The organism is Mesorhizobium escarrei (genome assembly GCF_935825525.1).
GTDB lineage: Bacteria > Pseudomonadota > Alphaproteobacteria > Rhizobiales > Rhizobiaceae > Mesorhizobium > Mesorhizobium escarrei.
Genome location: NZ_CAKXZT010000149.1, coordinates 64,541 through 90,831, shown reverse-complemented (window position 1 = coordinate 90,831; position 26,291 = coordinate 64,541). Strand labels below are relative to the sequence as shown.

The following is a 26,291-nucleotide window of genomic DNA, read 5'->3' as shown; positions in this document are numbered from 1 at the left end:
GGGAGGACAAAAATGGCAGATATAAAACGGACGCAGCCGCTGGCGCGCGATGCCATGGCCTATGTTCTGGCCGGCGGTCGTGGCAGCCGCCTCAAGGAATTGACCGACCGGCGCGCCAAGCCCGCGGTCTATTTCGGCGGCAAGACGCGCATCATAGATTTTGCGCTCTCCAATGCGATCAATTCCGGTATTCGCCGCCTCGGCGTTGCCACCCAGTACAAGGCGCATTCGCTGATCCGCCACCTGCAGCGCGGCTGGAACTTCCTGCGGCCCGAGCGTAATGAGAGCTTCGATATCCTGCCGGCCAGCCAACGCGTATCGGAAACGCAATGGTATGAGGGCACGGCCGATGCCGTCTACCAGAACATCGACATCATCGAGGCCTACGGGCCCGAATACATGGTCATCCTGGCCGGCGATCACGTCTACAAGATGGACTATGAGCTGATGCTTCGCCAGCATGTCGACGCCGGCGCCGACGTCACCGTTGGCTGCCTCGAAGTGCCGCGCATGGAGGCGACCGGATTCGGCGTCATGCATGTCGACAAGAAGGACACCATCATCTCCTTCATCGAGAAACCCGCCGATCCGCCCGGCATTCCCGACAAGCCGGATTTTGCCCTGGCTTCGATGGGCATCTACGTATTCAAGACCAACTTCCTGATGGAGCAATTGCGCCGCGACGCGGCCGAACCGGGCTCAAGCCGTGACTTCGGCAAGGACATCATCCCCTATGTCGTCGAGCACGGGAAGGCGATCGCCCATCGCTTCGCCAAATCCTGCGTGCGCTCGACCGCCGAGAACGAAGCCTACTGGCGCGATGTCGGGACAGTCGACGCCTATTGGGAAGCCAATATCGACCTGACCGACATCACGCCGGAGCTCGACCTCTACGACCGCGACTGGCCGATCTGGACCTATGCCGAGCTGAAGCCGCCGGCAAAGTTCGTGCATGACGAGGATGGCCGCCGTGGCTCGGCGGTATCGTCGCTCGTCTCGGGCGATTGCATTGTCTCAGGCGCGTCGCTGAAGCGGAGCCTGATCTTCACGGGCGCACGCATCAATTCCTATTCGACGCTCGAGGACGTCGTCATGCTGCCCGACTGCCAGGTCGGCCGCAGCGCGAGATTGAAGCGTGTGGTGATCGATCATGGCGTCAGGATTCCCGAAGGGCTCGTGGTCGGCGAGGATCCCGTCCTCGACGCCAAGCGCTTTCGCGTTTCCGAAAAGGGCATCTGCCTCGTCACGCAGGCCATGATCGACAAACTGGGATTGTCGTGAATGCAGGTCCTGTCGGTCACGCCCGAAATATTTCCTCTGATCAAGACTGGCGGGCTTGCCGACGTGACCGGCGCATTACCCGTCGCGCTCGCCGGCAAGGGCGTGACGATGCGAACACTTGTTCCCGGCTATCCCCAGGTGATGGATGCCTTCAAGAAGAAAAAACCCGTTCATCACTATCCGCTGCTGCAAGGCGGCAAGGCTTCGGTCCATGCCGTCCAGATCGCCGGGCTCGACCTGTTCGTGCTCGACGCGCCGCATCTGTTCCATCGCCCCGGCGGCCCCTATGGCAATGCCACCGGCGCCGACTGGCCGGACAATTGGCGGCGTTTCGCGGCCCTGAGCCAGGTTGGCGGCGACATCGCCGGCGGCGCCGTTTCGGGCTACCAGCCGGACATCGTCCATGCCCATGACTGGCAGTCGGCGATGACGCTGGCCTATATGCGCTACGGCAAGGCGGTCGGCACGCCGTCGATGATCACCGTCCACAATCTCGCTTTCCAGGGCCAGTTCGGCGCCGGCATCTTTGGCGAACTCGGTTTGCCGGCGGCGGCCATGGCGCTCGACGGCGTCGAATATTATGGCGGCGTCGGTTTCCTCAAGGCCGGCCTGCAGGCCGCCTGGGCCATCACCACAGTCAGCCCGACCTATGCGCAGGAGATCCGCTCGCCGGAATTCGGCATGGGGCTCGATGGCCTCATCAACATGCGGTCCGTCGATCTCTATGGCATCGTCAACGGCATCGACACCGAGATATGGAACCCTGAAACCGACAAGCATCTGGTCTCCAACTACACGGCCAAGACGTTGAAGGCGCGGCATCCCAACCGGACCGCCGTCGAGGATCGGTTCAACCTTGACCGCGACGACAGTCCGATCGTCTGCGTCATCAGCCGGCTCACCTGGCAGAAGGGAATGGACATACTGGCAGCGGTCGTCGACGGGATTGTTGCGAGGGGTGCGCGCCTGGCGATACTGGGGTCGGGCGACGCCGGCCTCGAAGGCGCGATGCTGGCCGCCGCCGCCCGCCATCGCGGGCGCATCGGCGTCGTCGTCGGTTATGACGAGGCGCTTTCCCACACCATGCAGGGCGGCTGTGACGCCATCGTCATCCCGTCGCGCTTCGAGCCTTGCGGACTGACGCAGCTTTACGGCCTGCGCTATGGCTGCGTGCCGGTCGTCGCCCGCACCGGCGGTCTTGCCGACACCATCATCGACGCCAATGAAGCGGCCGTTTCGGCAGGTGTGGCGACCGGCTTCCAGTTCGCGCCCGCCGATGCCGGCGCCTTGCTGCACGCCATCCGCCGGCTGGTCGCGGCGCACGCCAACCCTACGGTCTGGACGTCGATGCAGCGGCAAGGCATGAAGGCGGATGTGTCATGGGATAAAAGCGCAGAAAAATACCTCGAACTCTATCGCTTGCTGCATTCGAAAAGGGCTGTCTGACGCATGATACGCACCGTCGCCACCAAACCTTATCTCGACCAGAAGCCCGGCACCTCCGGGCTGCGCAAGAAAGTGCCGGTGTTCCAGCAGGAGCACTATGCCGAGAACTTCATCCAGTCGATTTTCGATGGGCTGGACGGGTTCAAGGGCCAGACCCTGGTGATCGGCGGCGACGGCCGCTTTTACAACCGCGAGGTCATCCAGAAGGCCATCGCCATGGCGGCGGCCAACGGTTTCGGCAAGGTAATGGTCGGGCAGGGCGGCATCCTGTCGACGCCGGCCGCTTCGCATGTCATCCGCAAATACAAGGCCTTCGGCGGCATCATCCTTTCGGCCAGCCACAATCCGGGCGGCCCGCACGAGGATTTCGGCATCAAATACAATGCCGGCAATGGCGGCCCGGCACCGGAAAAGCTGACCGACGCGATCTTCGCCAAGACCAAGGTAATCTCCAGCTTCAAGATCGCCGATATTGGCACGGTCGACCTCGACACGATCGGCACCGTCGAGGCGAGCGGCATGACCGTCGAGGTGATCGACCCGGTCGCCGACTATGCCGAGCTGATGGAAAGCCTGTTCGATTTCGATGCGCTGCGTGCGTTGTTCAAATCGGGTTTCCGCATGCGCTTCGACGCCATGCATGCCGTGACCGGGCCCTATGCCAAAGAGATCCTGGAAAACCGGCTCGGCGCGCCAAACGGTACCGCCCGCAACTTCATTCCCCTGCCAGATTTCGGCGGCCACCACCCAGACCCGAACCTGGTGCACGCAAAGCACCTCTATGACGAGATGATGGGACCGGATGCGCCGGATTTCGGCGCCGCTTCCGACGGCGACGGCGACCGCAACCTGATCATCGGCAAGGGCATTTTCGTCACCCCGTCGGATTCGGTGGCCATGCTCGCCGCAAATGCTCATCTGGCGCCGGGCTACAAGGCCGGCCTTAAAGGCATCGCCCGCTCGATGCCGACCAGCGGTGCAGCCGACCGCGTCGCCGAAAAGCTCGGCATCGGCATCTATGAAACGCCGACCGGCTGGAAATTCTTTGGCAATCTGCTCGATGCCGACATGGCAACGATCTGCGGCGAGGAAAGTGCCGGAACCGGCTCCAACCATGTCCGCGAAAAGGACGGGCTGTGGGCCGTGCTTTTGTGGCTCAATATCCTCGCTGCCCGGGGCGAAAGCGCCAAGCAGATCGTCACCGAGCACTGGGCCGCCTATGGCCGCAATTACTACTCACGCCATGACTACGAGGAGGTCGAGACCGACCAGGCCAATGCGCTGGTCGACGAATTGCGCGAGAAACTTGCATCACTGCCCGGCACCAGCGTGCGAGGCATGAAGATCGCCAGCGCCGATGATTTCGCCTACCACGACCCGGTCGACGGCTCGATAGCCGAGAACCAGGGCATCAGGGTGCTTTTCGAAGGCGGATCGCGCGTCGTCTTCCGTCTCTCCGGCACCGGTACCTCGGGAGCGACGCTGCGCGTCTATATCGAGCGCTACGAGCCGGACAAGTCCAGGCACGATCTCGACACGCAGGAGGCGCTTGCCGACTTGATTGCGGCAGCCGATGATATCGCCGGGATTCGCAGCCATACCGGCCGCGCTAAGCCGAGCGTCATCACCTGATGCCATCCAGACCATGATCCCGAACCGACGGTCCGCGTCAGCCAAAAGTGGGAGCCGGTTTTCGGAAAGGATGATGGTCAAACAGGAAGACAGGATACCGGCCGGTAAGCGGCCGTATCGGCTGCGATTTGGCGGACTTGTCGAGAAAGACGGCATTCGCTTTGCCGCATGGTCGTCTGCAGCCAGCCGGCTCTGGGTCTCGATCTTCGATGAGCAGGGAGAGAGGGAGATCGACCGGCTCGAACTCCAGCCGGAAGGCGAGGGCATTCACACGCTTTTCGTTGCCGGCCTCGCTGCCGGCACCCGATACGGGTTTCGCGCCGATGGCGAGTATGCGCCAGAGATTGGGCTTTGGTTCGATCCCGACAAGCTGCTGGTCGACCCCTATGCCGTCGAAATCGACAGGCCCTATGTCTATGATATCAGGCTCGCCGCGCGCCGGGGCGATGGCACGGACACTGCGCCGCTGCTGCCGAAGGTGATTGCCGCCACCCTGCCGCAGCCGGTGCCTGCCTTGCCGCCGCTGTTCCAGCCCGGTGGCCTGATCTATGAAGTGCCGGTGCGCGCCTTCACCATGCTGCATCCGGACATCCCGAAGCACCAGCGCGGGACGATTGCAGCGCTTGCCCATCCGGCTATCGTCGAGCACCTGAAAAAACTCGGAGTCGGGGCGGTCGAACTGATGCCGGTGACGGCATCGATCGACGAGCGGCATTTGCCCCCGCTCGGGCTGCGCAATGCCTGGGGCTACAATCCCGTGACCTTCATGGCGCTCGATCCGCGCCTGGCGCCAGGCGGCCTCGCGGAATTGCGGCAGACGGTTGCCGCGCTGCGTGGGGCCGGCATCGGCGTCATCCTCGATCTTGTCTTCAACCACACCGGCGAAAGCGACAGGCTGGGGCCGACGCTGTCGCTGCGCGGCCTCGACAGCCGCGCCTACTACCGGCATTGGCCGGACGGCAGCTTGATCAACGACACCGGTACCGGCAACACCGTCGCTTGCGATCATCCGATCGTCCGGGAAATGGTCCTCGACACGCTTCGTCACTTTGTCTGCCATGCCGGCCTCGATGGTTTCCGCTTCGATCTGGCGCCCATTCTGGGGCGGGTCGATGGCGCGTTCGACGCGGCTGCGCCACTGCTCATGGCTATTCGGAACGACCCGGCCCTTGGTGGCAGGGTGCTCATCGCCGAGCCTTGGGACATCGGCCCGGACGGCTATCAGCTTGGCAATTTTCCGCCGCCCTTCCTCGAATGGAACGACAAATATCGCGACGACATCCGCCGGTTCTGGCGCGGCGATAGCGGCATGGTCGGCGCGCTCGCCACCCGGCTTGCCGGCTCTTCCGACGTGTTTGCCAAGCCAGGCCAGCAGACAAGCCGCAGCATCAATTTCATCGCCGCGCATGACGGCATGCCGCTGGCCGACATTGTTGCCTATGAGCACAAGCACAATGAGGCCAATGGCGAGCAGAACCGCGATGGCCACGACGACAACCTGTCCTGGAACAATAGCGTCGAGGGCGAGACCTGCGACCGGGCGATCATTACGGCACGTTTCGATGACCGATGTGCGCTGCTAGCCACGCTGTTTGCCTCACGCGGCACGATCATGCTGACGGCCGGAGACGAATTCGGCCGCACCCAGAAGGGCAACAACAACGCCTATGCGCAGGACAACGAGATCACCTGGCTCGACTGGTCCGGCCGCGATCAGGCGCTGGAACAATGCGCCGTTTTACTCGCCGCGATGCGTCGTTCCGTGCCGGCGCTTTCCGACACGCGCTTCCTGACTGGAGAGCCGCTCGCCGGGTCAGAAATAACGGACGTCGTCTGGCTCACTGAAACCGGCACGCCGCTCGACGAGGCAGGCTGGCACGATCCGGCGCGGTACCGCCTGGTCTTGATGCTCGGCGGCGATGATTGCCGCCTTGCCGCGGTCATCAATGGCGATCGCCGGGCGTGTATGTTCACGCTGCCGGAGCGCGACGGATTTCGCTGGGAGCCAGCCATCGAAACACCGGGCGGCGCGGCCGGAATTTCACGGCCGGTGCCGGGGCGAACGGTGATCTTCATGATCGAACACGAAGCCGCGCTGGTTCAGATAAAGGAGAATCCGAGTGGCAAGTGACCATGCCGAGTGGTGGCGCGGCTGCGTCATCTACCAGATCTACCCGCGCTCCTTCCAGGACACGACGGGGGACGGCAGTGGCGATCTGCGTGGTATCACATCGAGGCTGGCCCATGTCGCATCGCTTGGCGCCGACGCCGTCTGGCTGTCGCCCTTCTTCAAGTCGCCGATGGCCGATATGGGCTACGACGTATCCGACTATACAGCCGTCGATCCGATGTTCGGCACATCGGAGGATTTCGACGCAGTGGTTGCCGAGGCTCACCGTCTCGGCCTGAAAGTCATTATCGACCAGGTTCTGTCGCATTCGTCCGACCGGCACGAATGGTTCGTCGAAAGCCGCGCGAGCCGCGATAATCCCAAGGCGGACTGGTATGTCTGGGCCGATCCGAAACCTGACGGCACCGCGCCCAACAACTGGCTGTCGGTCTTCGGCGGCCCCGCCTGGGAGTGGGACGCGACCCGCAGGCAATATTACATGCACAATTTTCTCGCCTCGCAGCCGGACCTCAATTTCCACAATCCGGAGGTTCAGGACGCCGTGCTGGAAACGGTGCGGTTTTGGCTGGAGCGCGGCGTCGACGGGTTTCGGCTCGATACGGTCAACTACTATGTCCATGACCGCTGGCTGCGCAGCAACCCGCCCCTGGCGTCAAGCGTCGCAGGCACCAACACCGAAACCAATCCCTACCTCTATCAGGAGCATTTGTTCGACAAGACGCAGCCCGAAAACCTGGCTTTCCTCAAGCGGTTTCGGGCGCTGCTCGACGAATATGAAAGCCGCGCCGCTGTCGGCGAGGTCGGCGACGAAACCCGCTCGTTGCAGACGCTCGCCGCCTACACCGGCGGCGGCGACAAGCTCGACATGTGCTACACTTTCGACCTGCTCGGTCCGCAATTCTCGGCCGCACACGTGCGTGGATGCGTCGAAGCGTTCGAGAGTGCAGTCTCCGACGGCTGGGTCTGCTGGGCGTTTTCCAACCACGATGTCGTTCGCCATGTGACGCGATGGACGAGGCACGGCGGCGATCCGGACAGGATGGCGCAGTTCTCCATCGCGCTGCTGTCATGCCTGCGTGGATCGATCTGCCTCTATCAGGGTGAGGAGCTCGGGCTGGAGGAGGCGGAATTGGCGTTCGAGGATCTGCGCGATCCCTATGGCATCCGCTTCTGGCCCGGCTTCAAGGGCAGGGATGGCTGCCGCACACCAATGGTCTGGGAAGCCGGCCTTGACAATGCCGGGTTTTCAACCGGCAGGCCGTGGCTTCCAATCCCGGAAAGCCATCGCGCCCGCGCGGTCGATATCCAGAACGGCGAGGAAAAGTCAGTTCTGGCCAGCTACCGGGCGATGCTGGCCTTGCGCAAGCAGCATGCGGCTCTGGTACAGGGTTCGATCTGCTTTCTCGATGCCGAGAGCGATGTGCTTGCCTTCATTCGCGAAGGCGGCGGCGAGAAGCTGCTGTGCGTTTTCAACTTCGCCGAGGAGCCGGCCAACTGGCCGTTGCCGCAGGGTATCGATGTCGCAAAAACGAACTACCTTGGCGCTGGTGCTGCCTTGCAGGAAAAAATTCTGTCGCTGCCGCCCTTGGGCTGCTTTCTCGGACGAGCCGGCTGATCTCTCTAGCTCATTGAACAAGCACAGAGCGCCCGCAGGTCGCGCCCATGACCCGGACATCGGCCTCGCCGACGCGCACGCCCAGCGCCCCAAGCACGTTGTAAACCAAGTCATCGACAGGCGCCGTCACGCCGTTCAGCAGCGCCACCACTGCCGGCTTCACGGTTCCAAGCAAGGCGGTTACATCAAGCCCGAGGCCCAGCGCACTGACCGAAAGCGACAGATTGTTGACCAGCGACGTGGTGAGAGATTGCGTCAGGTTTTTCGTGGAGGCGGTCTTTATCGTCTTGCTTGCGATGTCGGTGCTGTTGAAGGTCAAGATCGTCGGATCGGTGTTGGCGATCTCAACGGCTGCAGAACCATTCACGCCGATCAGATTGAGGGTGAGAAACAGAAGCTTCACGCTGACCTGCGCGATTTCGGCATTTTGAAACGACTGTGGGTCGCTGAAATCGGCGAAGGCGGAGGGGCTGTTATCGGCATCGCTGGCGCCAAGGTGCAGCGAGGCAAGGCCCGGACGTGCGGCAATGGTAACTTTCAAACTGTCGGGGTGCCCCGTCGGGCAGCTGATGTCGGTCAGCTTGGCTTCGGCAGAGGCCACCTCGACATGAAGCGGCAGTTTGACGGCCAGCAGGCTGATGCCGCCACCGAGATTCGCATTGCCGCCGCCGACGGACGCAACCAGCTTAATCCGCGTCTGCGCCGTACGCACCACGGCGCCCTTCTCGCCGATTGTCAGCCATGGCGAGAATTGTGCAGGTTCGCCGATTGCAATAGCAAGCGTGGTGGAGAGAAGCCCCGGAATGGTGGCTCCGAGATTGAGCTCGACCTGCTTCGAGCCGTTGGCCAGTGCAGCGGCGGTTGTCAGCATGCCCATGGCGCTGGCGTCGACCGAAAAACCGGGCGACTTTTGCCCGAGGCCCAACCGGCCCATTGATCCAAGATCGACAAGATGATTGAGCGGTATCTTGACTGTGTTGGTGGTCCTTGACGCGATTGTCTGCAAAGCCAGCTTGCTGGTGCTGCCAACGGGTGAAACATTAGCCATGGCGGTCGCTATCTGGCCCACCGTCGCTTTGGAAGCCAGCACCTCCGAATAGCTGACACCCGTCAGCTGCATCTCAACGGCAAGGGCATCGATGAACGAAAGCAGGTTCACGTCGGCTGCGATCAGAGCGTTGTAGTCCATGACGCTGAGTGAAATGTTGCCGCCCAGAAGGCCGCTGAGAAGCGAGTTCAGGATGCCGCCATTGAGGCTCAGGAGTCTCGACCCGATCGAGAACATCGCCTGCGGCGCAACGCTGGCGGTAGCTTCAGTGCCGATCACCGGCGTAGGAATGAGGGAACTCGCAAAGTAGCGGGCAGGAATCTTTTTGAGCGCGACATGGACGGCGTTGTAGGGCGTTTTGCCGGCCTCGAAGCGCGTGTCGACGCCGAGCGACGACTCTGCTGAATATCGGCCGGGGGTGACCGACACGATAGTTTTTCCGAGGGCAGGGGCGATCGTCTGCCCTGCCTTCTGAACAACGATACCCGGCATTCCGTTGTCGCCGAGCGTGGTCACCACCGCGGCCTCAATGTTGTTGATGTTGGAGGCGGCGGTGATTGCCGCAAGATCGACCAGCGACTGAGCCTCCCGGCGCTCCACATAGATCGAGCCTTCATCAATGGCGAAAGCAGCCAGCGCCAGCGCGAACGGTGCGCACAGCGCCGTCATGACGGCGAAGTTTGCCGTCAGGTCGCCAAGCATCGAGCGGGCGGCCCAGCCGATCCTTCCCAGCAAAGGTTCCGACATTCAGATGCCTCCAACCCGGATTGTCGACTGGCGTGAGATCGTGGTGCCAGGCATGGGCAGTGCCGGGAACAGATTCCAGACCGGCAGGTTGCGGGCATCATATTGTATGGACACGACGAACTGGTTTCCGTCGGCCGTGCTGTCCTTGGCCTGATAGGTCAGCTTGTCGGACTGAACGAAGGGGTATCCGCCGGCATTGTTGTTGACGAAACTGGTCACCAGGGCCTGGCGCTCACCTTCGTTCAGCCCGGCAATCGCCGTGCGTGCGGCGTCCGCTGCGATTTGCTGCACCGAGTGGCTTGCACCAAAATAGATTCCATATGCAACCATTCCGAGTAAAAGGAAGATAAAAATCGGCGAAAGCAGCGCGAACTCAATCGCGGAAGTTCCGGACCGCTCTCTAAACTGGCGCAATTTACGCCGCGTCCTAGAGATTGTCTTAGTTTCTCTGCTGTTCATGTCCTTCGCCTATCGGGACATACCAAAGCCCGCAAAAGAAGTAACCCGTGGTTGCTTAAAGGCGGCTTAAGACATTGTGGCAAAGTGGAATCGACGACAGATTTCTTGCGGAAACAAATCCTTGAAGCGGCGAAAACGGAGCTAGACCAATTCCATGCATGTTCAACCATCCCCGGCGAACTCTGGCCGGGGCGACAACTCTCGACCCGTTGCTGTCAAACACTTGAGCGGGCCGGTGCCTGGGGCACTGTTCTGCGCGATTTCACACCAGCCCTCAGGCCGCCTCTGAAGTCAGCGGTCTGCACCTCAGGGGATTTCAGAACTGCGAGGGTCGCCGTCTTAACAACCCAAGCCGTTGTTGTTCGATTGTGGAGCAGAGCCGCAGCGACCGGCTCTGGGGTCATGATCTTAAGCGATCGGCGTCACCCCAAACAGGTTGCTCAACGCCGCCAGAATGCCGGTTCTCCGCCAAGACGTGGGGTTCACCTGCTCGTAGCAGAGAAAACCGTCGATCCCATCGACCACGACCTGAGGTATAGGGTTTCGATAGTAAGGGAACCAATTGACCCGCATCAATATCATGCGATCCGCTGAGGGCCCGTCCCTCGAGGTGTGTAGGATCTGACGTGCGGGTTGTGTCAAAATTGCTGCCGCTAGCTGTAACTTGTGTTTACCACTCACGGGTTAGGGTTACCCGAAGGCAGTTGGCGGAATGACGGCATCACATTATCTCCTGACACGCTTCGGGAAGCTCTCGCTTTTCAGGCAGACCTGCGTCGTGGTTCTGGCAGCCATCATCGGTGCGGATACACTCACGCTCGTTTTCTATAGTATCTTCTTTGCCGACCGCCTCCTCTTGGACTTGTTTTTGACAACGGTCATCACCGTCGCGGTTGGATTTCCGCTCGGCTATTTCTTCCTGAGACAACAGTTGAAGCTCGCCTTGATTGCCGCCAAGCTCGACCGGGCAGCACGCATCGACCACCTCACAAGCCTCGCCAACAGGAAAACCTTCTTTGAGGAGGCCGAGGCAATCGTTGGTTCGGAGGCCTTCAAGGAAGGCGCCGTACTGTTCATCGACGCCGATCATTTCAAATCCATCAACGACACCTTTGGTCATGCCATCGGTGATGCTGTCCTCCAGGAGATGGGCGGCGTTATTCGCAGCTCGATTCGGGAAAGCGACTTGGCGGCGCGCATCGGCGGCGAGGAGTTCGCTGTGTTCCTCGTCGAAGCTGGCCGCGACAAGACATTGGAAGTAGCCGAGCGCATCAGACAGAACATGCGCGGTGTCAGACGGGCAGTCGGCATCGAAGACCGGGAAATCACCGTCAGCATCGGGATTTGCGTGCACGGACCAGGCCAAACCTTGAACGACATCCTGCTGCGCGCTGATCAGAATCTCTATGTGGCAAAGAACAGCGGGCGCGACTGCATCGTCGCAACCACCGGGTTCGGACCGGTATTCGCATGATCGTGACTGGCAATGCCGACCGAAAAATCCCTGCCCTCGCCTTCTCGGTTGGCACCCGCAGACAGGCTGCAGATCGAACGGGTGACTTGCATGACGCATCATGTGAGGCTATATTCTGCCTCACATGGAATGGAGAGTGAAATGCTAGCGTTCGGAAATGTCGCCGACGTGTTGGGGCTGCCCATTAAAGAGGTGGCGGCGCGGTCGCCTTTCGGGCTGATCTCCCGGATCGAGAATGGACTTCCCATCGGGGCGCTCGAGCGCGTTGCGCATCTTCTGGCGCCTGGCGATGCTCAGTTCAAATATCGGCTGATCCCCAAGGCGACCTATGAGCGGCGCAAGGCGGTACATCGTCTCTCGTCGGACGAGGGCACACGATTGGCCCGCGTCGCGCGCGTCTGGGGTCTTGCTGTCGATGTCTGGCAGAAGGAAGAGGAAGCGCGGGATTTCTTGTTTCGGCCGCACCCGATGATTGAGGACAAGCGACCGATCGACGTCGTTATCATGAGCGAGTTCGGTGCCGAAATGGTGGTCGATATTCTCGCAGGTCTGAAGTACGGCAGTGCTGCGTGACGGCGCAGACTCTCGATCGCACCATATCGTCCTTCCGCATCGGCGACCCCGCCGGCACCTACCCGATCTTCGACGCGACCGGCTCGACAATCGCGCCTGGGCGGTGGAACACGCCCGGAAGTCCTCTCATTTACACCAGCGAGCACTATTCGACGGCCCTGTTGGAAAAGCTGGTGCATGGCAGCGGCCGACTGCCGCCCAACCAGCACTACATCGAAATCACAATCCCGCGCGGACTGAGCTACGAGGTCTTTTCCCAGCCGTCACTGCCCGGCTGGGACACGATGCCGGCGACGGTGAGCAAGGGATTTGGTGAAACCTGGTGTTCAGAACGGCGTAGCGTCATCCTGCTGGTACCGAGTGTCGTGGCGCGTCTCGATTGCAATGTGCTGATCAATCCGGCGCATCCGGAGTTTTCAAAGATCCAGACAAGTCTGCACCAGCCCGTCTACTGGGACCGGCGGCTGTTTGGCGCGTAACGGTAGGGGCATTCTGTCGCTTACAACCCGAGGCCTTGGTGAGATCGACGCGGAACCGGTCACGTCGGCGCTGGTATCTGCGTAGCATCGCTCGGCCGAGGCGTGGCCGAGCTGCTTTTGCGCATAGCGCTCGTCGACCTCGGCCGACGAGGCAAGTCTGGCGCGAAGCGGATGGCCGAAGAATTTTGGCCCCCTTTCGGCCTTCCGACAGGCGCGCCGCGCACACTGGCGGCTGTTGAAGGCAACCTCGAACATCGTCTGCGGGCAGCCGTAGGCTGCATCAGAAGTCGTTCCGGCCTGACGAACAGCGATCCGCCAAGAGCGAAAGCATCCGCAACATCGACAGCAGAAGCTAATAGGCTCGGGCCACGGGTTCGACTGCTGTTTCGCCGATCGCTCAGTGGCTGTCGCTGCGCCTTACTTAGGGTGACCTCACGAGTCTGTTGAAATAAAAAATCACCACGTTACTGTTTGGCCACCAGCTGCCGGAAAGGGAACCGGCGGCGCGCTCAAAGGAGCCAGCGAATCGGTTTCGGGGCGTCAACACTCAAGAGGCGCAGCTGAACGGCCGCCTCGACAGGGAGAACTTCATGCTGAAAAACATGCTGAAGGCGACGCTGTTCGCCACAACGATGGCTTTGGCCGCCGGCACGTTCTACACACCGGCCTTCGCCGAAGTCGTCTACAACAGAGGTACCGCTGCCGAATCGGAGTCGCTCGACCCGCACAAGACTTCGACAATATACGAAGCCGCTGTTTTGCGTGACCTGTTCCAGGGGCTGGTCATGCAAGACCAGAAGGCGAACGTCATTCCGGGCGCCGCCGAAAGCTGGACAGTATCGGACGACGGCACCGTCTATACCTTCAAGCTGCGCAAGGACGGCGTCTGGTCGGATGGTAGCCCGGTCACGGCAGATGACTTCGTCTACGCTTTTCATCGATTGGAAGATCCGGCCACTGGCGCCGAATACGCTTCGATGCTCTATCCCGTGAAGAACGCCGAGGAGGTGAACACCAAGAAGGCGAAGCCGGAGGAGATGGGCGTCAAGGCAATTGACGCAAACACTCTGGAAGTGACACTGAAGGCGCCCACGCCCTATTTCCTTGAAATGCTGACCCACCAGGCGACCTATCCGGTCAGCAAGGCGTCCATTGACAAGCTCGGCGCCGATTGGATCAAGCCGGGCAATCTGGTCTCCAACGGCCCCTTTACCCTGGCGGAGTGGGTTCCCAACGACCACATCAAACTGGTCAAGAATCCGAAATTCTGGGATGCTGCGAGCGTCAAGCTCGACGTCGTCAACTACATCCCGACCGAAGATCGTTCGTCGGCGATAAAGCGCTTCGAGGCCGGCGAACTCGACAGCTATGACGACCTCCCGACCGAGCAGCTCGCCGACCTCAAGGCCAAGTTTGGCGATCAGATTCGCGTTGGGCCTTACCTCGGCACCTACTATTTTTCGATCAAGACCGACAAGGCTCCGTGGGACAACGTCGAACTGCGCAATGCCATCTCCATGGCAGTCGACCGCGATTTCCTTGCCGAAAAAGTCTGGCAGAACTCAATGCTGCCCGGCTATTCGATGGTACCTCCAGGCGTTGAGGGCTATACGCCGGCAATGGCCAAATACGCGGACATGTCGCAGATCGACCGCGAGGATGAGGCCAAGAAGGTACTCGAGAAGCTTGGCTATACGCCCGAGAAACCGCTGAAGATGGAAATCCGCTACAACACGTCGGAAAACCATAAGAACACTGCAGTCGCCATCCAGGAGCAGTTGAAGCCGCTCGGCGTCGAAATCACGCTGCTCAACACCGACACCAAGACCCACTACTCCTTCCTTGAGCAGAAGGGCGACTACGACGTGGCGCGTGTCGGCTGGATTGCGGATTACAAGGATCCGGAAACCTTCCTCGGCATCTCCCGCAAGGCAAGCGGCAACAACTATTCGAACTACAACAGCCCGGAATTCGATAAGGCCATGGACGAGGCGGCCGCCGCCGGCGGCAAGCCCGAAGTGCGCATGAAAGAACTCGCCGAGGCCGAGCGCATCCTAGTCGATGAGGTCGGCAACATCCCGCTTCTCTACTATAGCTACAAGGATATCGTTTCTCCGAAGCTTCATGGCTTCGAGGATAACGTTATGGACGTGCATCCGTCCCGCTTCATCTCCAAGGACTGATCTCCTTGGCCGGACTGCCGCTCCCTTACAGCGCCGCGCGTCCTTCGGGGCGCGCAAAGGACGCTTTGATTTACGCCTGATCGTTTCCGAACTTCGGTTCGGGGTTATGCGTTAGGGGCGGCGGTCCCGGTTTGCTAGCAAAGCGGGGAACCGATGCTGCGTTACGTATTCCGGCGGCTCCTGACCGCCATCCCGACGCTTTTGGTCATCGTGACCATGGCGTTCTTCCTGATACGCGTTGCGCCTGGCGGCCCGTTCAATCAGGAGCGGGGCCTGAGCCCCGAGATCAAGGCCAATCTCGAAGCGCAGTTCGGTCTCAACGACCCGCTCTGGCTGCAATATGTCCACTATCTCGGCAATCTGCTGCGCGGCAATTTCGGTCCGAGCTACAACATGCCGGATTTCACTGTCGGCGAATTGTTTGCCAGGGGCCTGCCCGTTTCGATCCAGATCGGCGCCTCGGCCCTGATCCTGGCGTTGCTGCTCGGCGGCCTGCTCGGCACCATTGCCGCGCTCAACCAGAACAAGCTTGCCGACTACTCGGTGATCGCTCTGGCGACCGCCGGCAGCACCATTCCGACCTTCGTCATCGCCCCGGTTATCCAGCTTCTGTTCGGTCTGACCTGGAGACTGCTGCCGATCGGCGGCTGGGGCGACGGGGCCCTGCTCAACAAGATCGGTCCTGTGCTGACCCTCGCCTTGCCGCAGATCGCCATCGTCGCCCGCCTGATGCGTGGCTCGATGATCGAATCATTGCGCTCGCACCACATTCGCACCGCACGTGCGCTCGGCCTGTCGGACTGGTCGGTAGTTGTAAAGCATGCGCTGCGCGGCGCCATATTGCCGATCGTCTCCTTCACCGGCCCGGCGGCGGCGGCACTGCTCACCGGCTCGATCATCGTCGAGACGATCTTTTCCATTCCCGGCATCGGCCGCTATTTCGTCGAGGCCGCGCTCAACCGTGACTACACGCTGGTCATGGGCACCGTGGTGGTCATCGCGCTGTTCACCATCGTCTTCAACCTGATCGTCGACGTCATGTATGCCTTCGTCGATCCGAGGGTGCGCTATGACTGACATCGCAGCCACCGCTCCGGCCGTCGTTGGCCGTTCCCTGTGGGGCGATGCCTGGGCCCGCCTCAAGGCCAACCGCGCCGCCATGTTCAGCCTGTATTATCTTGCCTTCATCGCGATCCTCAGCGTGTTCGGACCCTCTTTGGTGCCGCATCGATACACCACCATCTACGCCGACTATGTGCGCATGCCGCCGAGCTTGTCGGCCTATCCGAAGCCCGACAAGATAGAAACCGCGCTCAACGAGGCGATCAAGCGCATGCGTGTCGACATCAAGCAGTGGCGGCAGGAAGACAATCGCATCTTCGTCACCGTCACATCGCGCAAGCCGATCGACGACCGCAATGTCCGCTACCTCGACCGTTCCGATGCCTTCGACAACACCAAGATAGAGAGCAAATCGGCTGACGGCCTTGAAGCGGTGATGAGCGCTTCAATCAGGCAGCAGTATTTCCTGTTCGGCACCGACAATACCGGCCGCGATCTCCTGTCGCGGACGCTGATGGCCGGGCGCATCTCGCTGGCCATCGGCCTGCTCGCCGGGGTCGTGGCGGGCGTCATCGGCGTGCTCTACGGCGCTGCGGCTGGCCTTGCCGGCGGCAGGATAGACGAGGTGATGATGCGTATTGTCGATGTGCTCTATTCGCTGCCGTTCATTTTCTTCGTCATTATGCTGGTGGTGTTCTTCGGTCGGAACTTCGTGCTGATGTTCCTGGCGGTCGGCGCCGTGCTGTGGCTCGACATGGCGCGCATCGTGCGCGGCCAGGCGCTGTCTATCCGGCGGCAGGAATATGTCCAGGCGGCGGAGGCGATGGGCGTCGGTCAGCGCGGCATCCTGATCCGCCACGTCATTCCCAACCTGCTTGGCCCAGTGGTCATCTACATGACGCTGCTGGTGCCGCAGGTCATCATCCTGGAGAGTTTCCTGTCCTTCCTCGGGCTCGGCGTGCAGGAACCGATGACCAGCTGGGGCGTGCTGATCTCGACCGGCGCCAAGAACATCGGCACCGCCAACTGGCTGCTTTTGTTCCCAGCCTTTTTCCTTGTCTCGACGCTGTTCGCGCTGAATTTCGTCGGCGACGGCCTGCGCGACGCGCTCGACCCCAGGGATCGTTGAGATGGACACTTCCGAAACCATCCTCAGCGTCAAGGATCTTCGCGTCCGCTTCCGCACGCTTGACGGTGTGGTCGAGGCGGTCAAGGGCATCAACATCCACGTCAATGCAGGCGAAACCGTTGCCGTGGTCGGCGAATCCGGTTCCGGCAAAAGCCAGACGATGATGGCGGCGATGAGCCTGCTGGCCTCGAACGGCGAGGCGACGGGCGTCGTCGACTATCGCGGCCGCAACCTTTTGACCCTAAGCAAGTCCGAGCTCAACCAAGTCCGCGGCCGCAAGATCAGCATGATCTTCCAGGAGCCGATGACCTCGCTCGATCCGCTCTATTCGATCGGCAACCAACTGATCGAACCGATCCGCCGGCATCGTGGGCTTGGCGCTGCGCAAGCACGCGAAGAGGCGCTCAAGCTCTTGCGGCTGGTCCATATTCCCGATCCCGAGCGGCGGATGAAATCCTATCCGCACGAATTGTCGGGTGGCCAGCGACAGCGGGTCATGATCGCCATGGCGCTGGCCAACGACCCCGACATACTGATTGCAGACGAACCGACGACGGCGCTCGACGTCACCATCCAGGCGCAGATTCTCATGCTGCTCGCGGAGCTGCAGCGCAAGCTCGGCATGGCGATTGTCTTCATTACCCACGATCTCGGCATTGTCCGGCGCCTTGCCGACCGCGTTTATGTCATGCGCTACGGCGAAGTCGTCGAGGAGGGCGAAGCGGAAGCGATCTTCGTCAATCCGCAGCATGCCTATACCAAGATGCTGTTGGCCGCCGAGCCGACCGGAATCAAGGCGCCGCCACCGCTAAATGCGCCCGTCCTGCTCGAAGGCAGGAATGTCGAAGTGACCTTCAAGATCGGCGGCGGGTTTCTTGCCGGAGAGCCGCTGATCCTGCGCGCAGTCGACCACATTTCGATCCGGCTGAAACGAAATCAGACCATAGGCATCGTCGGCGAATCCGGTTCGGGAAAGTCGACACTCGGCCGGGCCTTGCTGCGTCTGCTTCCAAGCGACGGCTTCATCCGCTTTGGCGATCGCGATATTTCCGCCGCCGACCGTAAGGCCATGCGGCCGCTGCGGCGTGAGTTGCAGCTGGTCTTCCAGGACCCGTTCGGTTCACTGTCGCCGCGCATGACCGTCGGCCAGGTCATCACCGAAGGACTTCTGGTGCATGAGCCGACCCTGTCGGGCAGGCAGCGCGATCTGCGCGCCGTCGACGCCCTGCGCGAAGTTGGGCTCGATCCGAATGCGCGCAATCGATACCCGCACGAATTCTCCGGCGGCCAGCGCCAGCGCATTGCCATCGCGCGGGCGATGATCCTCAAGCCCAAGGTGGTCGTCCTCGACGAGCCGACGTCGGCGCTTGACCGTTCCGTCCAGAAGCAGATCGTCGAACTGCTGCGCAAGCTGCAGGCCGATCACGAACTGTCCTACCTGTTCATCAGCCACGACCTTGCCGTCGTGCGCGCCATGTCCGACTACATCATCGTCATGAAGCAGGGCAAGATAGTCGAGGAAGGTCCGACCGAGGCGATCTTCAGCAATCCGCAAGCTGCCTACACGCAGACGCTGATGGCCGCGGCCATCGACGTCACACGGTTTCGCTTGAGCGCGTAACGCGATCAGTCAGGACTGCAGCGGATGGTGGTCGGTTCCAGCCAACCACTGGCCCTTCCCGGGAGATGGGAGACGTTTCATTGCGGGTAGGTGGGTTACTACCTGTCTGACCACAAACCCTGAAGGGTAGGGCCCACGCGACTCTCAGGACCCAACGTCGACACCAGCATGATTCCTGCGATGGAGACAATCAAGAGTGCCTTGAACTGGCATTCCAGACAGAGCACCCCTTAATTTGCGCGGCAGTTGCGAGCTTTACAGCCCGACGCCGCGCTTCCTTCCGAAGTCCCAATCCACACCGCCGCCATCGGAACGCGTCACCCCAGAAAGATGATTGCCAAATCTCTGTTCGAGCGACGGCGACCAGGGCACGAGCCTAAAGCCGAGCCCGTCATCGATCATCGCGAAGCGGCCGGAAGCGAGCGAGAAACGCCGCCGGTAGATGCCGCTCACATGATCGCCATCTGCGGCCGTCGTGAACGACAGGCCGGTCTCGCCAGCGAGCTGCATGCCGAGCGTCTCAACTTCACGATCGCGCAGCATGTCGATCAAGTTCCGCGCAATGATAACGCGCTGTCCCTCCCGCCAGGCCAGACCCTGCTCGACTAGGTGATTGGCACGATTTTTCAGCGCCTGCCTTACGTCCCCGCCGAAGCCGCCATCGCCGAGCTCGGCTGGCTCTTGCGCGATGAGTTGTCGGTCGAGCCAGGTCGCGCCGGAAGCGTGGATCTGTTCCTCGATCGAAAGGTCGGAGTGGACGGCGAGTGCGACACGGCCCTTCGTATCTTCGTGACGGCGCAACTCCACGATCGAGCCCGGCGCGGAGTCTCCAGTTGCATCGAGATCATGAAAACCGATGTGATGTGTCCTTCCATCGACACCGTCGACAACGGCATAGGCCGAACCGCGCAATTCGTCATCCAGGCCACGTTCGAGTAGCCGTCCGACGACTGGCGTTTCGATCTGCTCGGCCGCGAGAACATAGTCCGATGTTCCCCTGTCGATGCCGTGCCGGGCGAGACTGCGGTGGACGCGCTTGATGATATCGCCTCGTTCGCCGAGCGAGCGCAGGGTCGTCTCGGCATCTTCGGCCATCATCCACTGGCCAGGACGGATCTCGTTGGCGAGGCCCAGGCTTTCGAGCCGACGCAGCCGCCCAACCTTGATTGTCAGGAACTCGTCCGGCGGGCTCTCCGGATGCGGCGCCAGATCGATGATCCCATCACGATCCGTGTCGCGGGCAAGCTGGCGGTCGAGCTGTGTCCAGCGCTCAGTCTCAAGCTGCTGCTCGATCGTCCGGCGGATTTCATGGTCCGTCCGAGGCCCTAGCGTCTGGGTAAGGATGTCGCCTGCGCGGTCGCGCATGCCCTGGCGGATATAGTCGCGCGAGATGACGAGATTCTCGCCATCGTCGGCGACACCGCGAACGAGGATATGAACGTGCGGATGTTGGGTGTTCCAGTGGTCGACGCCGACCCAGTCAAGTTTGGTGCCGAGATCGCGCTGCAGGTCGCCCATAAGGTTGCGTGCGAAACTCTTGAGGTCACCGAGCTCGGTGGCGTCATCAGGTGAGACGATGAAACGGAAATGATGCCGGTCGTCCTTGCATCGATCGCAGAAGGCATCGTGATCAGTCTCGTCCGTTTCAGGACCAAACATCTTCGCTGCGTTGCCGTCGCGCGTCACACCCTCGCGGCGGAGATATTTGAGATGAGCGGCGAGCCTCCCCGAGCTCCTGAACTGCCGGACGACGCGCGCTTTGACGACGACGCCGCGCGAGTGGCTGGTGATGAGGCGATTGGCGCGGATGCTCGCCGTCCGGCCACGTCCAAAAGTGGAGTGGCGCGGCGAGGCCAAATGGCCTGTGCGTGAAACGGTCCCACCGGCACGCTGTGCAGCCGCGAGCGCCTGAAAAGTGAATGGTCGTGCACGCTGGCTAGCGCGAGAGCGGATACGGCCAGGGCGGACACGGAAGTCTTCATCTCGGTTCAAGGCTATTTCCCCGCGAGGTGCAGCTTCCATCGGAAAAATGCAGAAAGTGGCGATGGCGCACATCGCGCAAAATCCTCGCACATCGCTTAGTGGCCTCTGAAACCCTTACGCTCCCGCCATTTCGACCAGACCGCACATCGCGGCTCTTTATCCTGCCGCCCGTATTCACCTCATCTGCGGCCACCCGTCCCGTCGCAATTTCCGCGACGAAACCGGTCGGAATGCGATTGACCAGGAACGCGCCGATCATCGAGGTGTCTCGGAAAAATGCTGTGCAAATAGGCTTCTGTTGGAGGATCTCGGCTCGAACATAGCTTGGAAGGGCAGACTATCCAGCTGCGGCTCGAGCGCAGTGAGGTCAGTGACAGCAACACCCACCGGCGACTGCATGCTAGGCGAACGGATCGCCGTGAAGATCGTCTTTGCGGCAACATCTGCATCACCGTCGCCATGCGACGCGACGACATTCCGGATGTCGCTGCTTTGCACGAAAATTGCCCCTTCGAGTGCACTCGCCCTGTTTGTTCCTTGTCGAGTGTGCGGCGAAATGGACACAGCACCTCTGATCAGCGGGGCGAGTTTCCTGACGTAGTCGATCGTCTCACGCGGCAGCGGGCGGCCGGTCAAAAGATGCTCTTCGTAACGTCCGGGTCCGGCATTATAGGCAGCGAGGAAGCCGTTGCGACCAAACCGGTCGAGCAGCTCACGAAGGTAGCCAGCACCGGCAAGAATGTTGTCGCGCGGCTGATAAGGATCCTCGCCGAGATGATGCTTCATGCGAAGTTCCTTCCAAGTCCCCGGCATGATCTGCATCAGGCCCATCGCGCCCTTGCTCGACAGCGCATGAACATCACCAGCGCTCTCGACATGCATGACGGCGCGAAGCAAGCGCTCGGGAATGGCAAATCGTTTCGCGGCCTCCCGGATATGCGTCGACCAGCGATTATAGGACGAGGTCTTGCTGTTGGAGCGCGCCGGCCGTTCACCGTGCGTGGGAGGTTCTGCGCAAACGGCGGACACTGAAACGGTAAGTATGACGCATGCAGAAAGCGCTGTGATGCCTTGGAAGATGACAGCGTAAATACCGTCGTCCCGATGCGCCAACAACCTGCCACCGTGCTCGCTTCCGTCAAGGTCAGGGCCTCGCCGGCCGAACCAGCTTCCCCCAAACTGTGAGGCAGTGCGCGTCCAAAACGAGGGAGAAGCGCCCGGTTGCCCTTGAGCTTGGCGGCGTGCGGCAGCCCCTTGATGGGCGATTAGGTCGGCGGGTTTGATCGGTGGCCGACCTATCAAAGGGTTGGACGCGAAAGGCTCGTTGAGGCGCAATCGGAGCATCCAATCAGCCTCTCTCATCGCGCTTCGACGGCCGGCTCCAATGAAGGTTCCAGGCGTCCTTGTCGGCGTCGGACTGGAACAGATTGGCGCGGATCGGTTGAGTGAAAGACGGATCGTCAATCGCAACCGAGAGATAGGCGCCGGCCTTCTCCCCGTTACGATCCCATGCAGCGCCCACCTCCATGCCTTCGCAGAAGACGCGATGGTCGGGCGCGTTCTCGGCATCCGATTTCTCGGCAGGCAGGATGGCAAGTTTCACGTCGAGCGCCAGCGTAGAGATGTTGCCGAAGAAGCCGTCTTCGTTGCGGGTGAAGGTACCGATCTGGGTCATTGCAGTGCTCCTTTCATGAGCTTTGATGAGAGGTTTGTGGGAGCCGTCACGGCTCCCCGGGAGCCGGTCAGCCGCTAGGATTCGACGCCGAAGAGGTGCGGTCGGTCGTCAAGACCGGGATCGCGCGACCGATGACCGAATTGAGCGGGAGCGGCCCGAAATAGCGGCTGTCAAAACTGTCGGCCGCATCCCGGTTCATGAAGAAGGCTTCGCCATCAGCAATGATACGGCAGCCCTGCCAGACGGGCAGCTGTCGGCAACGACTGTCACGCTCGCGCGCATCTCCAAAGCTCACGCCGTTGACGATGATGGCTGTGCCTTGCCGACAGACCGTCGCACCTGCGAGTGCCAGCACGCGCTTCAGGAGAGGCACGCTCTTCGGCAGATATCCGCGTTTGGCCAGGAAGCTCGCCAGCGGCTCCGGCGGCATGACTGCGGCCAGATCGGCAACACCGATCTCTTTGGCCGGCTCGACACGATAAAGCCCGATGGGAACGCTCGCCGATGCATTCCAGATGAATCTCGGTCGTTGGTCGATCCACGCTGGCGCGGCGACCAGGACCGAGCCTCCGAGCATCGCGGCAATGATCGCTGGGCGCATACTCATGGCTCATTGCGGTGGCTCAATAGCCAAGGTTCGTGATGGGGTGAGGCGACCAAGAACAACGGCCAGAACATCAGGTCCCGCGCGTTGCGCGGCGCGGTTTCGCTGGCCCGCGCCTGAAACAGCTCAGTTTTCTGCTCGTCGGTCGACCGATGCCGCATTGCCATCACCCCTGCAGGTCAGCAGGTGTGATTGCGTCTACCGGCATAGGCTGGCGCACGCGCCGCATGCGGCTTGGCCGGCGGAACAACGGTCGCGGTCGTATCGCTCGTGGAGGTGCGTGCGCCAAGCGCGATCCAGGCATGCAGGTCGTCGATGTCATAGAGGACGCGGCCGCCGACTTTGCGATAGTTTGGGCCGGTGCCGTAGGTCCGGTGCTTCTCCAGTGTTCGGGCGCAAAGCCCGACGATAGGTGCTGCCTCCTTGGTTCGTAGGTATTTTTGGGGCGCGTCCGCGGGACCCTTCGACATCGCTCGATCTCCATTCGGTTCTGCTGTCGTCCTGGCCTGCCGGGACGCGCGAAATGGAGGATCGTCGAAATGAGAAAGGGCGAGGGAGGGCAAAGATCGGGGGCTGCGTTTTGGCTACCCCTGCGAGGAAGGACGTCAGCAGTCGGAGTTCCGATCGCGGCTATGGGGATAGAAGAGAAGATCGCGATAGCCGCCAGCGACCAAACGATCTGCGCGGCGCAGAATCGCCCGGGTTTTGTGGCGAAGATGATGATCGCGCCAATCGCGCGGCGCGATCGGCTCTCGCGACAACAGCATTTCCGCGATCTGGCGGTAAGTTGCACCCGCGCGGCGACCATCATGCGCGCGCAAATTGAGGACATGCCTGATCTTGGTCTGTTGCGGCAGCGCGCCAAAGGGCGGACCGAGCGAACGACCGCTCAGCGCCCGCCAGAACCGACGTGCCGCATCGATCCGCGTGGCGAACGCGCCGTCGAGCGGCAGAACGATGGCGTTGATGCTAGGCGAATCCTTACGAGTTTCGGCAATCAGCCTGTGCGTTGACCCCGATGTCGGCCAAAGAACCACAAACTCTTTGGCCTGCTGCCACGCGTGGAAATTGCCAAACTCGGGAAGTTGAACTGTTCGATGCGAAAAGCTGACAACGGCAGGCATGGTCGTGCCTCGGAGCACACGCGGGAAAGCCCGCTCAGTCCAGACGATGTTCTCAGCAAGCGGGAGGTCATCGCCTGTAATCCTGAAATCGCGCACCCCAACGAGCGGCGAAGTCAGGCGGACCGAGAAGTTCTCCATTATGTGTGCCGCGCGACGCAAGCTCGCTACATTCGGCGACAAAAGCGTCGTTCCGGACCAAATACTCAGTAGCGAACTCGGCAGCTTCGTAGCCGCTCATGTGCGCGTAGGCTGCCGGACTGGTCCAATTACCCTGCAACGTTCCAAGTCCTCTCCGCATGCCCTCATCTGGTTGAGGACCTCGGAATTAAACATCCAAGGCGACACGGGCGTTGGGTAGTTGGAGAGTCGACAAACCGCTGTGCTGATTCAGCAAATCATGGCAAAAGGGCAGCGGCGATCAGTGTGGTGCACCGCCAGCCAGGAGATAACGGTAGCCGTCCGTCGTCATCCAACGGGCGCGGGCAAGATGGGTCTCCCATGACCTGAACGCCCGCTCCGGCTCCCGGTCCGGATCAATGTGAAGAACAATCCTGGCGACCTCTCGCCAGTCCGCATCTTCGGCCGCCGCGTCGAGCAGGCGGATATAGGTGAGCAGCCGCTCCTCGTCATAACCGGTCAGTATCGGGCTATCCGGCGCAACGTCGGCGACATCGGGATCGAGCAGTGGTTTAAGCATAGTCCGCCAAAAATTCGCGAAAGCAGCAACGGCCGCGCAACCAGATTTTCTGATTATCTGGATTTCCATTTAATTGATCTGCCGGTTTCGTCAAGGACCGGCAGCGAATGCAGAAGACACTTCGGTCGCCAAGACATTTGCGACTTATCCAATTGATCGTGGACAAGCGCAAAGCAGCAGGCCTGAGCCAAGCTGAACTGGCCAAAGCGATAGATCGATATCAATCGGTAGTCGCAGCCATCGAATCAGGGGGACGGCGCCTGGATGTGGTCGAGTTCCTCGATCTGGCTGAGACAATTGGATTTGATCCTCACGAGGTTCTAGATGAGGTAGCAAGGGTGATTCCGGGTATGCCCGCCAGAAATCATTAAGGCGTGCGCGGTCATGACGAATCCACGATGCCGCGGACGGGTAGCTCACCTCTGTACGTCTTGACGATGATCTTGCTGGTTTCCAAGTTGGTGAAATCTGCTTTATGTGGAGCGTCTCGGATCGCGGGCGGGCGACCATGTTTAGTGCGCGCACCGCCTGCCACAAGATGACGGTAGCCGTCCGTCGTCATCCAAAGGGCGCGGGCAAGATGGGTCTCCCATCACCTAAACGCCCGCTCCGGATCGATGTGAAGAACAATCCTGGCGGCCTCTCGCCAGTCTGCTTCTTCGGCCGCCGCGTCGAACAGGCGGATATAGGTGAGCAGCCGCTCCTCATCATAGCCGGTCAGGATTGGGGCATCTGGTGCAACGTCGGCGACATCGGGATCGAGAAGCGGTTTAAGCAAAGACAATTTCCTTCGTTTGAATGCGTTTTGTAGAGAATACTCAGTGCACGCAATCTGAGGCGGCACCGACAGGCGGCTGTCGCGCGTTACAAAGTAAGAAGAATTCGTTCATCCCGTTCCTTGTCGCAGGCCATGAAAGGAGTGGCCCCGCCCGGTGTTCCGGGCGGGGTTGCTCAGGCGGTTTAGTCCACGTTGCGGCGGCCGCTGAGGCGGGACCAGATTAGACTGTAGCCTTCGCCTTCTTCGTCGTCGAAGAGGTTGGCGTAGATCGGGGCGGTGAAGCTCGGATCGTCTAGCTTCAGGCCGAGATAGTCGCGGCCCTCGTTCGACTGCTTTGACCAGGCAGCCCCGATCTCGACCCGGCCGATAAAGACACGGTGGCTGGGGGCGTTTTCGCCGGGGCGATTGGCCACGTGGACAATGCGGACGTTCTTGGCTTGGACCGAGAGGGTAACGATGTCGCCGATGAACTCGTTGTTGCCAGTGCTTTTGAAGGTGCCGATGGTCGCCATGATAGTTCTCCTTGATCACTGATTCCGAGCCCGCACCA

Annotated in this window: 24 protein-coding genes and 2 pseudogenes; 13 read left to right on the top strand and 13 right to left on the bottom strand. The window is 61.1% G+C overall.

Features of this window, described 5'->3' with window-relative positions:
• Window positions 1-12 precede the first annotated feature (12 nt).
• The 5 genes from glgC (at window position 13) to bglA (ending at window position 8,105) form a co-directional block, all read left to right on the top strand.
• Complete coding sequence (gene glgC / locus NMG80_RS26270) at window positions 13-1,281, top strand: glucose-1-phosphate adenylyltransferase (RefSeq protein WP_254020804.1); 1,269 nt, start codon at window positions 13-15, stop codon at window positions 1,279-1,281.
• The gene (gene glgA / locus NMG80_RS26265; protein WP_254020803.1) at window positions 1,282-2,727 is read left to right on the top strand and encodes a glycogen synthase GlgA; all 1,446 of its coding nucleotides are present in this window, start codon (window positions 1,282-1,284) and stop codon (window positions 2,725-2,727) included. It abuts the gene before it with no gap.
• A 3-nt stretch (window positions 2,728-2,730) separates the two neighbouring features.
• Window positions 2,731-4,359: an alpha-D-glucose phosphate-specific phosphoglucomutase gene (locus NMG80_RS26260; protein ID WP_254020802.1), complete on the top strand. Its 1,629-nt coding sequence runs from the start codon at window positions 2,731-2,733 to the stop codon at window positions 4,357-4,359.
• A 73-nt stretch (window positions 4,360-4,432) separates the two neighbouring features.
• Window positions 4,433-6,490, top strand: a complete 2,058-nt coding sequence (gene glgX, locus NMG80_RS26255) for a glycogen debranching protein GlgX (RefSeq protein WP_254020801.1) — start codon at window positions 4,433-4,435, stop codon at window positions 6,488-6,490.
• Window positions 6,480-8,105: a beta-galactosidase BglA gene (gene bglA / locus NMG80_RS26250; protein WP_254020800.1), complete on the top strand. Its 1,626-nt coding sequence runs from the start codon at window positions 6,480-6,482 to the stop codon at window positions 8,103-8,105. The genes glgX and bglA overlap by 11 nt, the downstream gene beginning before the upstream one ends.
• 10 nt (window positions 8,106-8,115) lie before the next feature.
• Here the strand turns inward: bglA and NMG80_RS26245 are convergent, their stop codons facing one another.
• Window positions 8,116-9,855, bottom strand: coding sequence for a pilus assembly protein TadG-related protein (locus tag NMG80_RS26245; RefSeq protein ID WP_254020859.1), 1,740 nt, complete (start codon window positions 9,853-9,855; stop codon window positions 8,116-8,118).
• A gap of 45 nt (window positions 9,856-9,900) precedes the next feature.
• Window positions 9,901-10,359, bottom strand: a complete 459-nt coding sequence (locus NMG80_RS26240; RefSeq protein ID WP_254020799.1) for a TadE/TadG family type IV pilus assembly protein — start codon at window positions 10,357-10,359, stop codon at window positions 9,901-9,903.
• Window positions 10,360-11,137: 778 nt separating this feature from the next.
• On the opposite strand from NMG80_RS26240, the gene NMG80_RS26235 reads away from it, so the two are divergent.
• The 3 genes from NMG80_RS26235 to NMG80_RS26225 all read left to right on the top strand — a co-directional run bounded on the left by NMG80_RS26235 (window position 11,138) and on the right by NMG80_RS26225 (window position 12,885).
• Complete coding sequence (locus NMG80_RS26235; protein WP_254020798.1) at window positions 11,138-11,833, top strand: GGDEF domain-containing protein; 696 nt, start codon at window positions 11,138-11,140, stop codon at window positions 11,831-11,833.
• A 141-nt stretch (window positions 11,834-11,974) separates the two neighbouring features.
• Window positions 11,975-12,406 (top strand): Xre family toxin-antitoxin system antitoxin, encoded by a 432-nt coding sequence (locus NMG80_RS26230; protein ID WP_254020797.1) that lies wholly within the window; start codon window positions 11,975-11,977, stop codon window positions 12,404-12,406.
• Window positions 12,403-12,885 (top strand): RES family NAD+ phosphorylase, encoded by a 483-nt coding sequence (locus tag NMG80_RS26225; RefSeq protein WP_254020796.1) that lies wholly within the window; start codon window positions 12,403-12,405, stop codon window positions 12,883-12,885. Before NMG80_RS26230 ends, NMG80_RS26225 begins: the two co-directional genes overlap by 4 nt.
• Window positions 12,886-12,910: 25 nt before the next feature.
• On the opposite strand, the pseudogene NMG80_RS26220 reads toward NMG80_RS26225, so the two are convergent.
• Window positions 12,911-13,089, bottom strand: a pseudogene (locus NMG80_RS26220) (integrase); the annotation flags it as partial.
• Between the two features lie 386 nt (window positions 13,090-13,475).
• Between NMG80_RS26220 and NMG80_RS26215 the strand changes: the two are divergent.
• The 4 genes from NMG80_RS26215 (at window position 13,476) to NMG80_RS26200 (ending at window position 18,880) form a co-directional block, all read left to right on the top strand.
• On the top strand, window positions 13,476-15,068 hold the full coding sequence (locus NMG80_RS26215; RefSeq protein WP_254020795.1) for a peptide ABC transporter substrate-binding protein: 1,593 nt from the start codon (window positions 13,476-13,478) through the stop codon (window positions 15,066-15,068).
• A 153-nt stretch (window positions 15,069-15,221) separates the two neighbouring features.
• On the top strand, window positions 15,222-16,145 hold the full coding sequence (locus NMG80_RS26210) for an ABC transporter permease subunit (protein ID WP_254020794.1): 924 nt from the start codon (window positions 15,222-15,224) through the stop codon (window positions 16,143-16,145).
• Window positions 16,138-17,259: an ABC transporter permease gene (locus NMG80_RS26205; protein WP_254020793.1), complete on the top strand. Its 1,122-nt coding sequence runs from the start codon at window positions 16,138-16,140 to the stop codon at window positions 17,257-17,259. Before NMG80_RS26210 ends, NMG80_RS26205 begins: the two co-directional genes overlap by 8 nt.
• A gap of 1 nt (window position 17,260) precedes the next feature.
• Window positions 17,261-18,880 carry an ABC transporter ATP-binding protein gene (locus NMG80_RS26200; protein ID WP_254020792.1) on the top strand — a complete coding sequence of 540 codons (1,620 nt, stop codon included), beginning with the start codon at window positions 17,261-17,263 and terminating at the stop codon, window positions 18,878-18,880.
• Window positions 18,881-19,135: 255 nt separating this feature from the next.
• Here NMG80_RS26200 and NMG80_RS26195 read toward each other — a convergent pair whose 3' ends face one another.
• From NMG80_RS26195 to NMG80_RS26165, 8 genes are all read right to left on the bottom strand, one after another.
• Window positions 19,136-20,902 carry a relaxase/mobilization nuclease domain-containing protein gene (locus NMG80_RS26195; RefSeq protein WP_436798686.1) on the bottom strand — a complete coding sequence of 589 codons (1,767 nt, stop codon included), beginning with the start codon at window positions 20,900-20,902 and terminating at the stop codon, window positions 19,136-19,138.
• Window positions 20,903-21,118: 216 nt separating this feature from the next.
• Window positions 21,119-21,976: a lytic transglycosylase domain-containing protein gene (locus NMG80_RS26190; RefSeq protein ID WP_254020790.1), complete on the bottom strand. Its 858-nt coding sequence runs from the start codon at window positions 21,974-21,976 to the stop codon at window positions 21,119-21,121.
• A gap of 235 nt (window positions 21,977-22,211) precedes the next feature.
• Window positions 22,212-22,538, bottom strand: a complete 327-nt coding sequence (locus NMG80_RS26185) for a DUF736 domain-containing protein (RefSeq protein ID WP_254020789.1) — start codon at window positions 22,536-22,538, stop codon at window positions 22,212-22,214.
• Between the two features lie 67 nt (window positions 22,539-22,605).
• Complete coding sequence (locus NMG80_RS26180; RefSeq protein ID WP_254020788.1) at window positions 22,606-23,145, bottom strand: S26 family signal peptidase; 540 nt, start codon at window positions 23,143-23,145, stop codon at window positions 22,606-22,608.
• 176 nt (window positions 23,146-23,321) lie between these two features.
• Window positions 23,322-23,612, bottom strand: a complete 291-nt coding sequence (locus NMG80_RS26175; protein ID WP_254020787.1) for a helix-turn-helix transcriptional regulator — start codon at window positions 23,610-23,612, stop codon at window positions 23,322-23,324.
• A 135-nt stretch (window positions 23,613-23,747) separates the two neighbouring features.
• Window positions 23,748-24,404 (bottom strand): DUF2285 domain-containing protein, encoded by a 657-nt coding sequence (locus NMG80_RS26170; RefSeq protein ID WP_254020786.1) that lies wholly within the window; start codon window positions 24,402-24,404, stop codon window positions 23,748-23,750.
• On the bottom strand, window positions 24,334-24,504 hold the full coding sequence (locus NMG80_RS37460; protein WP_367186013.1) for a transcriptional regulator domain-containing protein: 171 nt from the start codon (window positions 24,502-24,504) through the stop codon (window positions 24,334-24,336). Before NMG80_RS37460 ends, NMG80_RS26170 begins: the two co-directional genes overlap by 71 nt.
• Before the next feature lie 180 nt (window positions 24,505-24,684).
• Window positions 24,685-24,963: a DNA -binding domain-containing protein gene (locus NMG80_RS26165; protein WP_254020785.1), complete on the bottom strand. Its 279-nt coding sequence runs from the start codon at window positions 24,961-24,963 to the stop codon at window positions 24,685-24,687.
• 107 nt (window positions 24,964-25,070) lie between these two features.
• Between NMG80_RS26165 and NMG80_RS26160 the strand changes: the two genes are divergently transcribed.
• Window positions 25,071-25,334 (top strand): helix-turn-helix domain-containing protein, encoded by a 264-nt coding sequence (locus tag NMG80_RS26160; protein ID WP_254020784.1) that lies wholly within the window; start codon window positions 25,071-25,073, stop codon window positions 25,332-25,334.
• Between the two features lie 149 nt (window positions 25,335-25,483).
• On the opposite strand, the pseudogene NMG80_RS26155 reads toward NMG80_RS26160, so the two are convergent.
• Together NMG80_RS26155 and NMG80_RS26150 are read right to left on the bottom strand one after the other, a co-directional pair.
• A pseudogene (locus NMG80_RS26155) lies at window positions 25,484-25,741 on the bottom strand (DUF2285 domain-containing protein); the annotation flags it as partial.
• A 182-nt stretch (window positions 25,742-25,923) separates the two neighbouring features.
• On the bottom strand, window positions 25,924-26,253 hold the full coding sequence (locus tag NMG80_RS26150) for a DUF736 domain-containing protein (protein ID WP_254020783.1): 330 nt from the start codon (window positions 26,251-26,253) through the stop codon (window positions 25,924-25,926).
• Window positions 26,254-26,291 lie beyond the last annotated feature (38 nt).

Excerpts from the sequence above, each read along its gene's own strand:
- NMG80_RS26210 (WP_254020794.1), top strand. The coding sequence starts at position 15,222 with ATGCTGCGTTACGTATTCCGGCGGCTCCTGACCGCCATCCCGACGCTT.
- NMG80_RS26185 (WP_254020789.1), bottom strand. The coding sequence starts at position 22,538 with ATGACCCAGATCGGTACCTTCACCCGCAACGAAGACGGCTTCTTCGGC.
- NMG80_RS26160 (WP_254020784.1), top strand. The coding sequence starts at position 25,071 with ATGCAGAAGACACTTCGGTCGCCAAGACATTTGCGACTTATCCAATTG.
- NMG80_RS26215 (WP_254020795.1), top strand. The coding sequence starts at position 13,476 with ATGCTGAAAAACATGCTGAAGGCGACGCTGTTCGCCACAACGATGGCT.
- glgA (WP_254020803.1), top strand. The coding sequence starts at position 1,282 with ATGCAGGTCCTGTCGGTCACGCCCGAAATATTTCCTCTGATCAAGACT.
- NMG80_RS26260 (WP_254020802.1), top strand. The coding sequence starts at position 2,731 with ATGATACGCACCGTCGCCACCAAACCTTATCTCGACCAGAAGCCCGGC.
- NMG80_RS26195 (WP_436798686.1), bottom strand. The coding sequence starts at position 20,902 with ATGGAAGCTGCACCTCGCGGGGAAATAGCCTTGAACCGAGATGAAGAC.
- NMG80_RS26200 (WP_254020792.1), top strand. The coding sequence starts at position 17,261 with ATGGACACTTCCGAAACCATCCTCAGCGTCAAGGATCTTCGCGTCCGC.
- NMG80_RS26180 (WP_254020788.1), bottom strand. The coding sequence starts at position 23,145 with ATGAGTATGCGCCCAGCGATCATTGCCGCGATGCTCGGAGGCTCGGTC.
- NMG80_RS26205 (WP_254020793.1), top strand. The coding sequence starts at position 16,138 with ATGACTGACATCGCAGCCACCGCTCCGGCCGTCGTTGGCCGTTCCCTG.
- NMG80_RS26170 (WP_254020786.1), bottom strand. The coding sequence starts at position 24,404 with ATGGAGAACTTCTCGGTCCGCCTGACTTCGCCGCTCGTTGGGGTGCGC.
- NMG80_RS26240 (WP_254020799.1), bottom strand. The coding sequence starts at position 10,359 with ATGAACAGCAGAGAAACTAAGACAATCTCTAGGACGCGGCGTAAATTG.
- NMG80_RS37460 (WP_367186013.1), bottom strand. The coding sequence starts at position 24,504 with ATGAGCGGCTACGAAGCTGCCGAGTTCGCTACTGAGTATTTGGTCCGG.
- NMG80_RS26150 (WP_254020783.1), bottom strand. The coding sequence starts at position 26,253 with ATGGCGACCATCGGCACCTTCAAAAGCACTGGCAACAACGAGTTCATC.
- NMG80_RS26245 (WP_254020859.1), bottom strand. The coding sequence starts at position 9,855 with ATGCTTGGCGACCTGACGGCAAACTTCGCCGTCATGACGGCGCTGTGC.
- glgC (WP_254020804.1), top strand. The coding sequence starts at position 13 with ATGGCAGATATAAAACGGACGCAGCCGCTGGCGCGCGATGCCATGGCC.
- NMG80_RS26230 (WP_254020797.1), top strand. The coding sequence starts at position 11,975 with ATGCTAGCGTTCGGAAATGTCGCCGACGTGTTGGGGCTGCCCATTAAA.
- NMG80_RS26175 (WP_254020787.1), bottom strand. The coding sequence starts at position 23,612 with ATGTCGAAGGGTCCCGCGGACGCGCCCCAAAAATACCTACGAACCAAG.
- NMG80_RS26165 (WP_254020785.1), bottom strand. The coding sequence starts at position 24,963 with ATGCTTAAACCACTGCTCGATCCCGATGTCGCCGACGTTGCGCCGGAT.
- glgX (WP_254020801.1), top strand. The coding sequence starts at position 4,433 with ATGGTCAAACAGGAAGACAGGATACCGGCCGGTAAGCGGCCGTATCGG.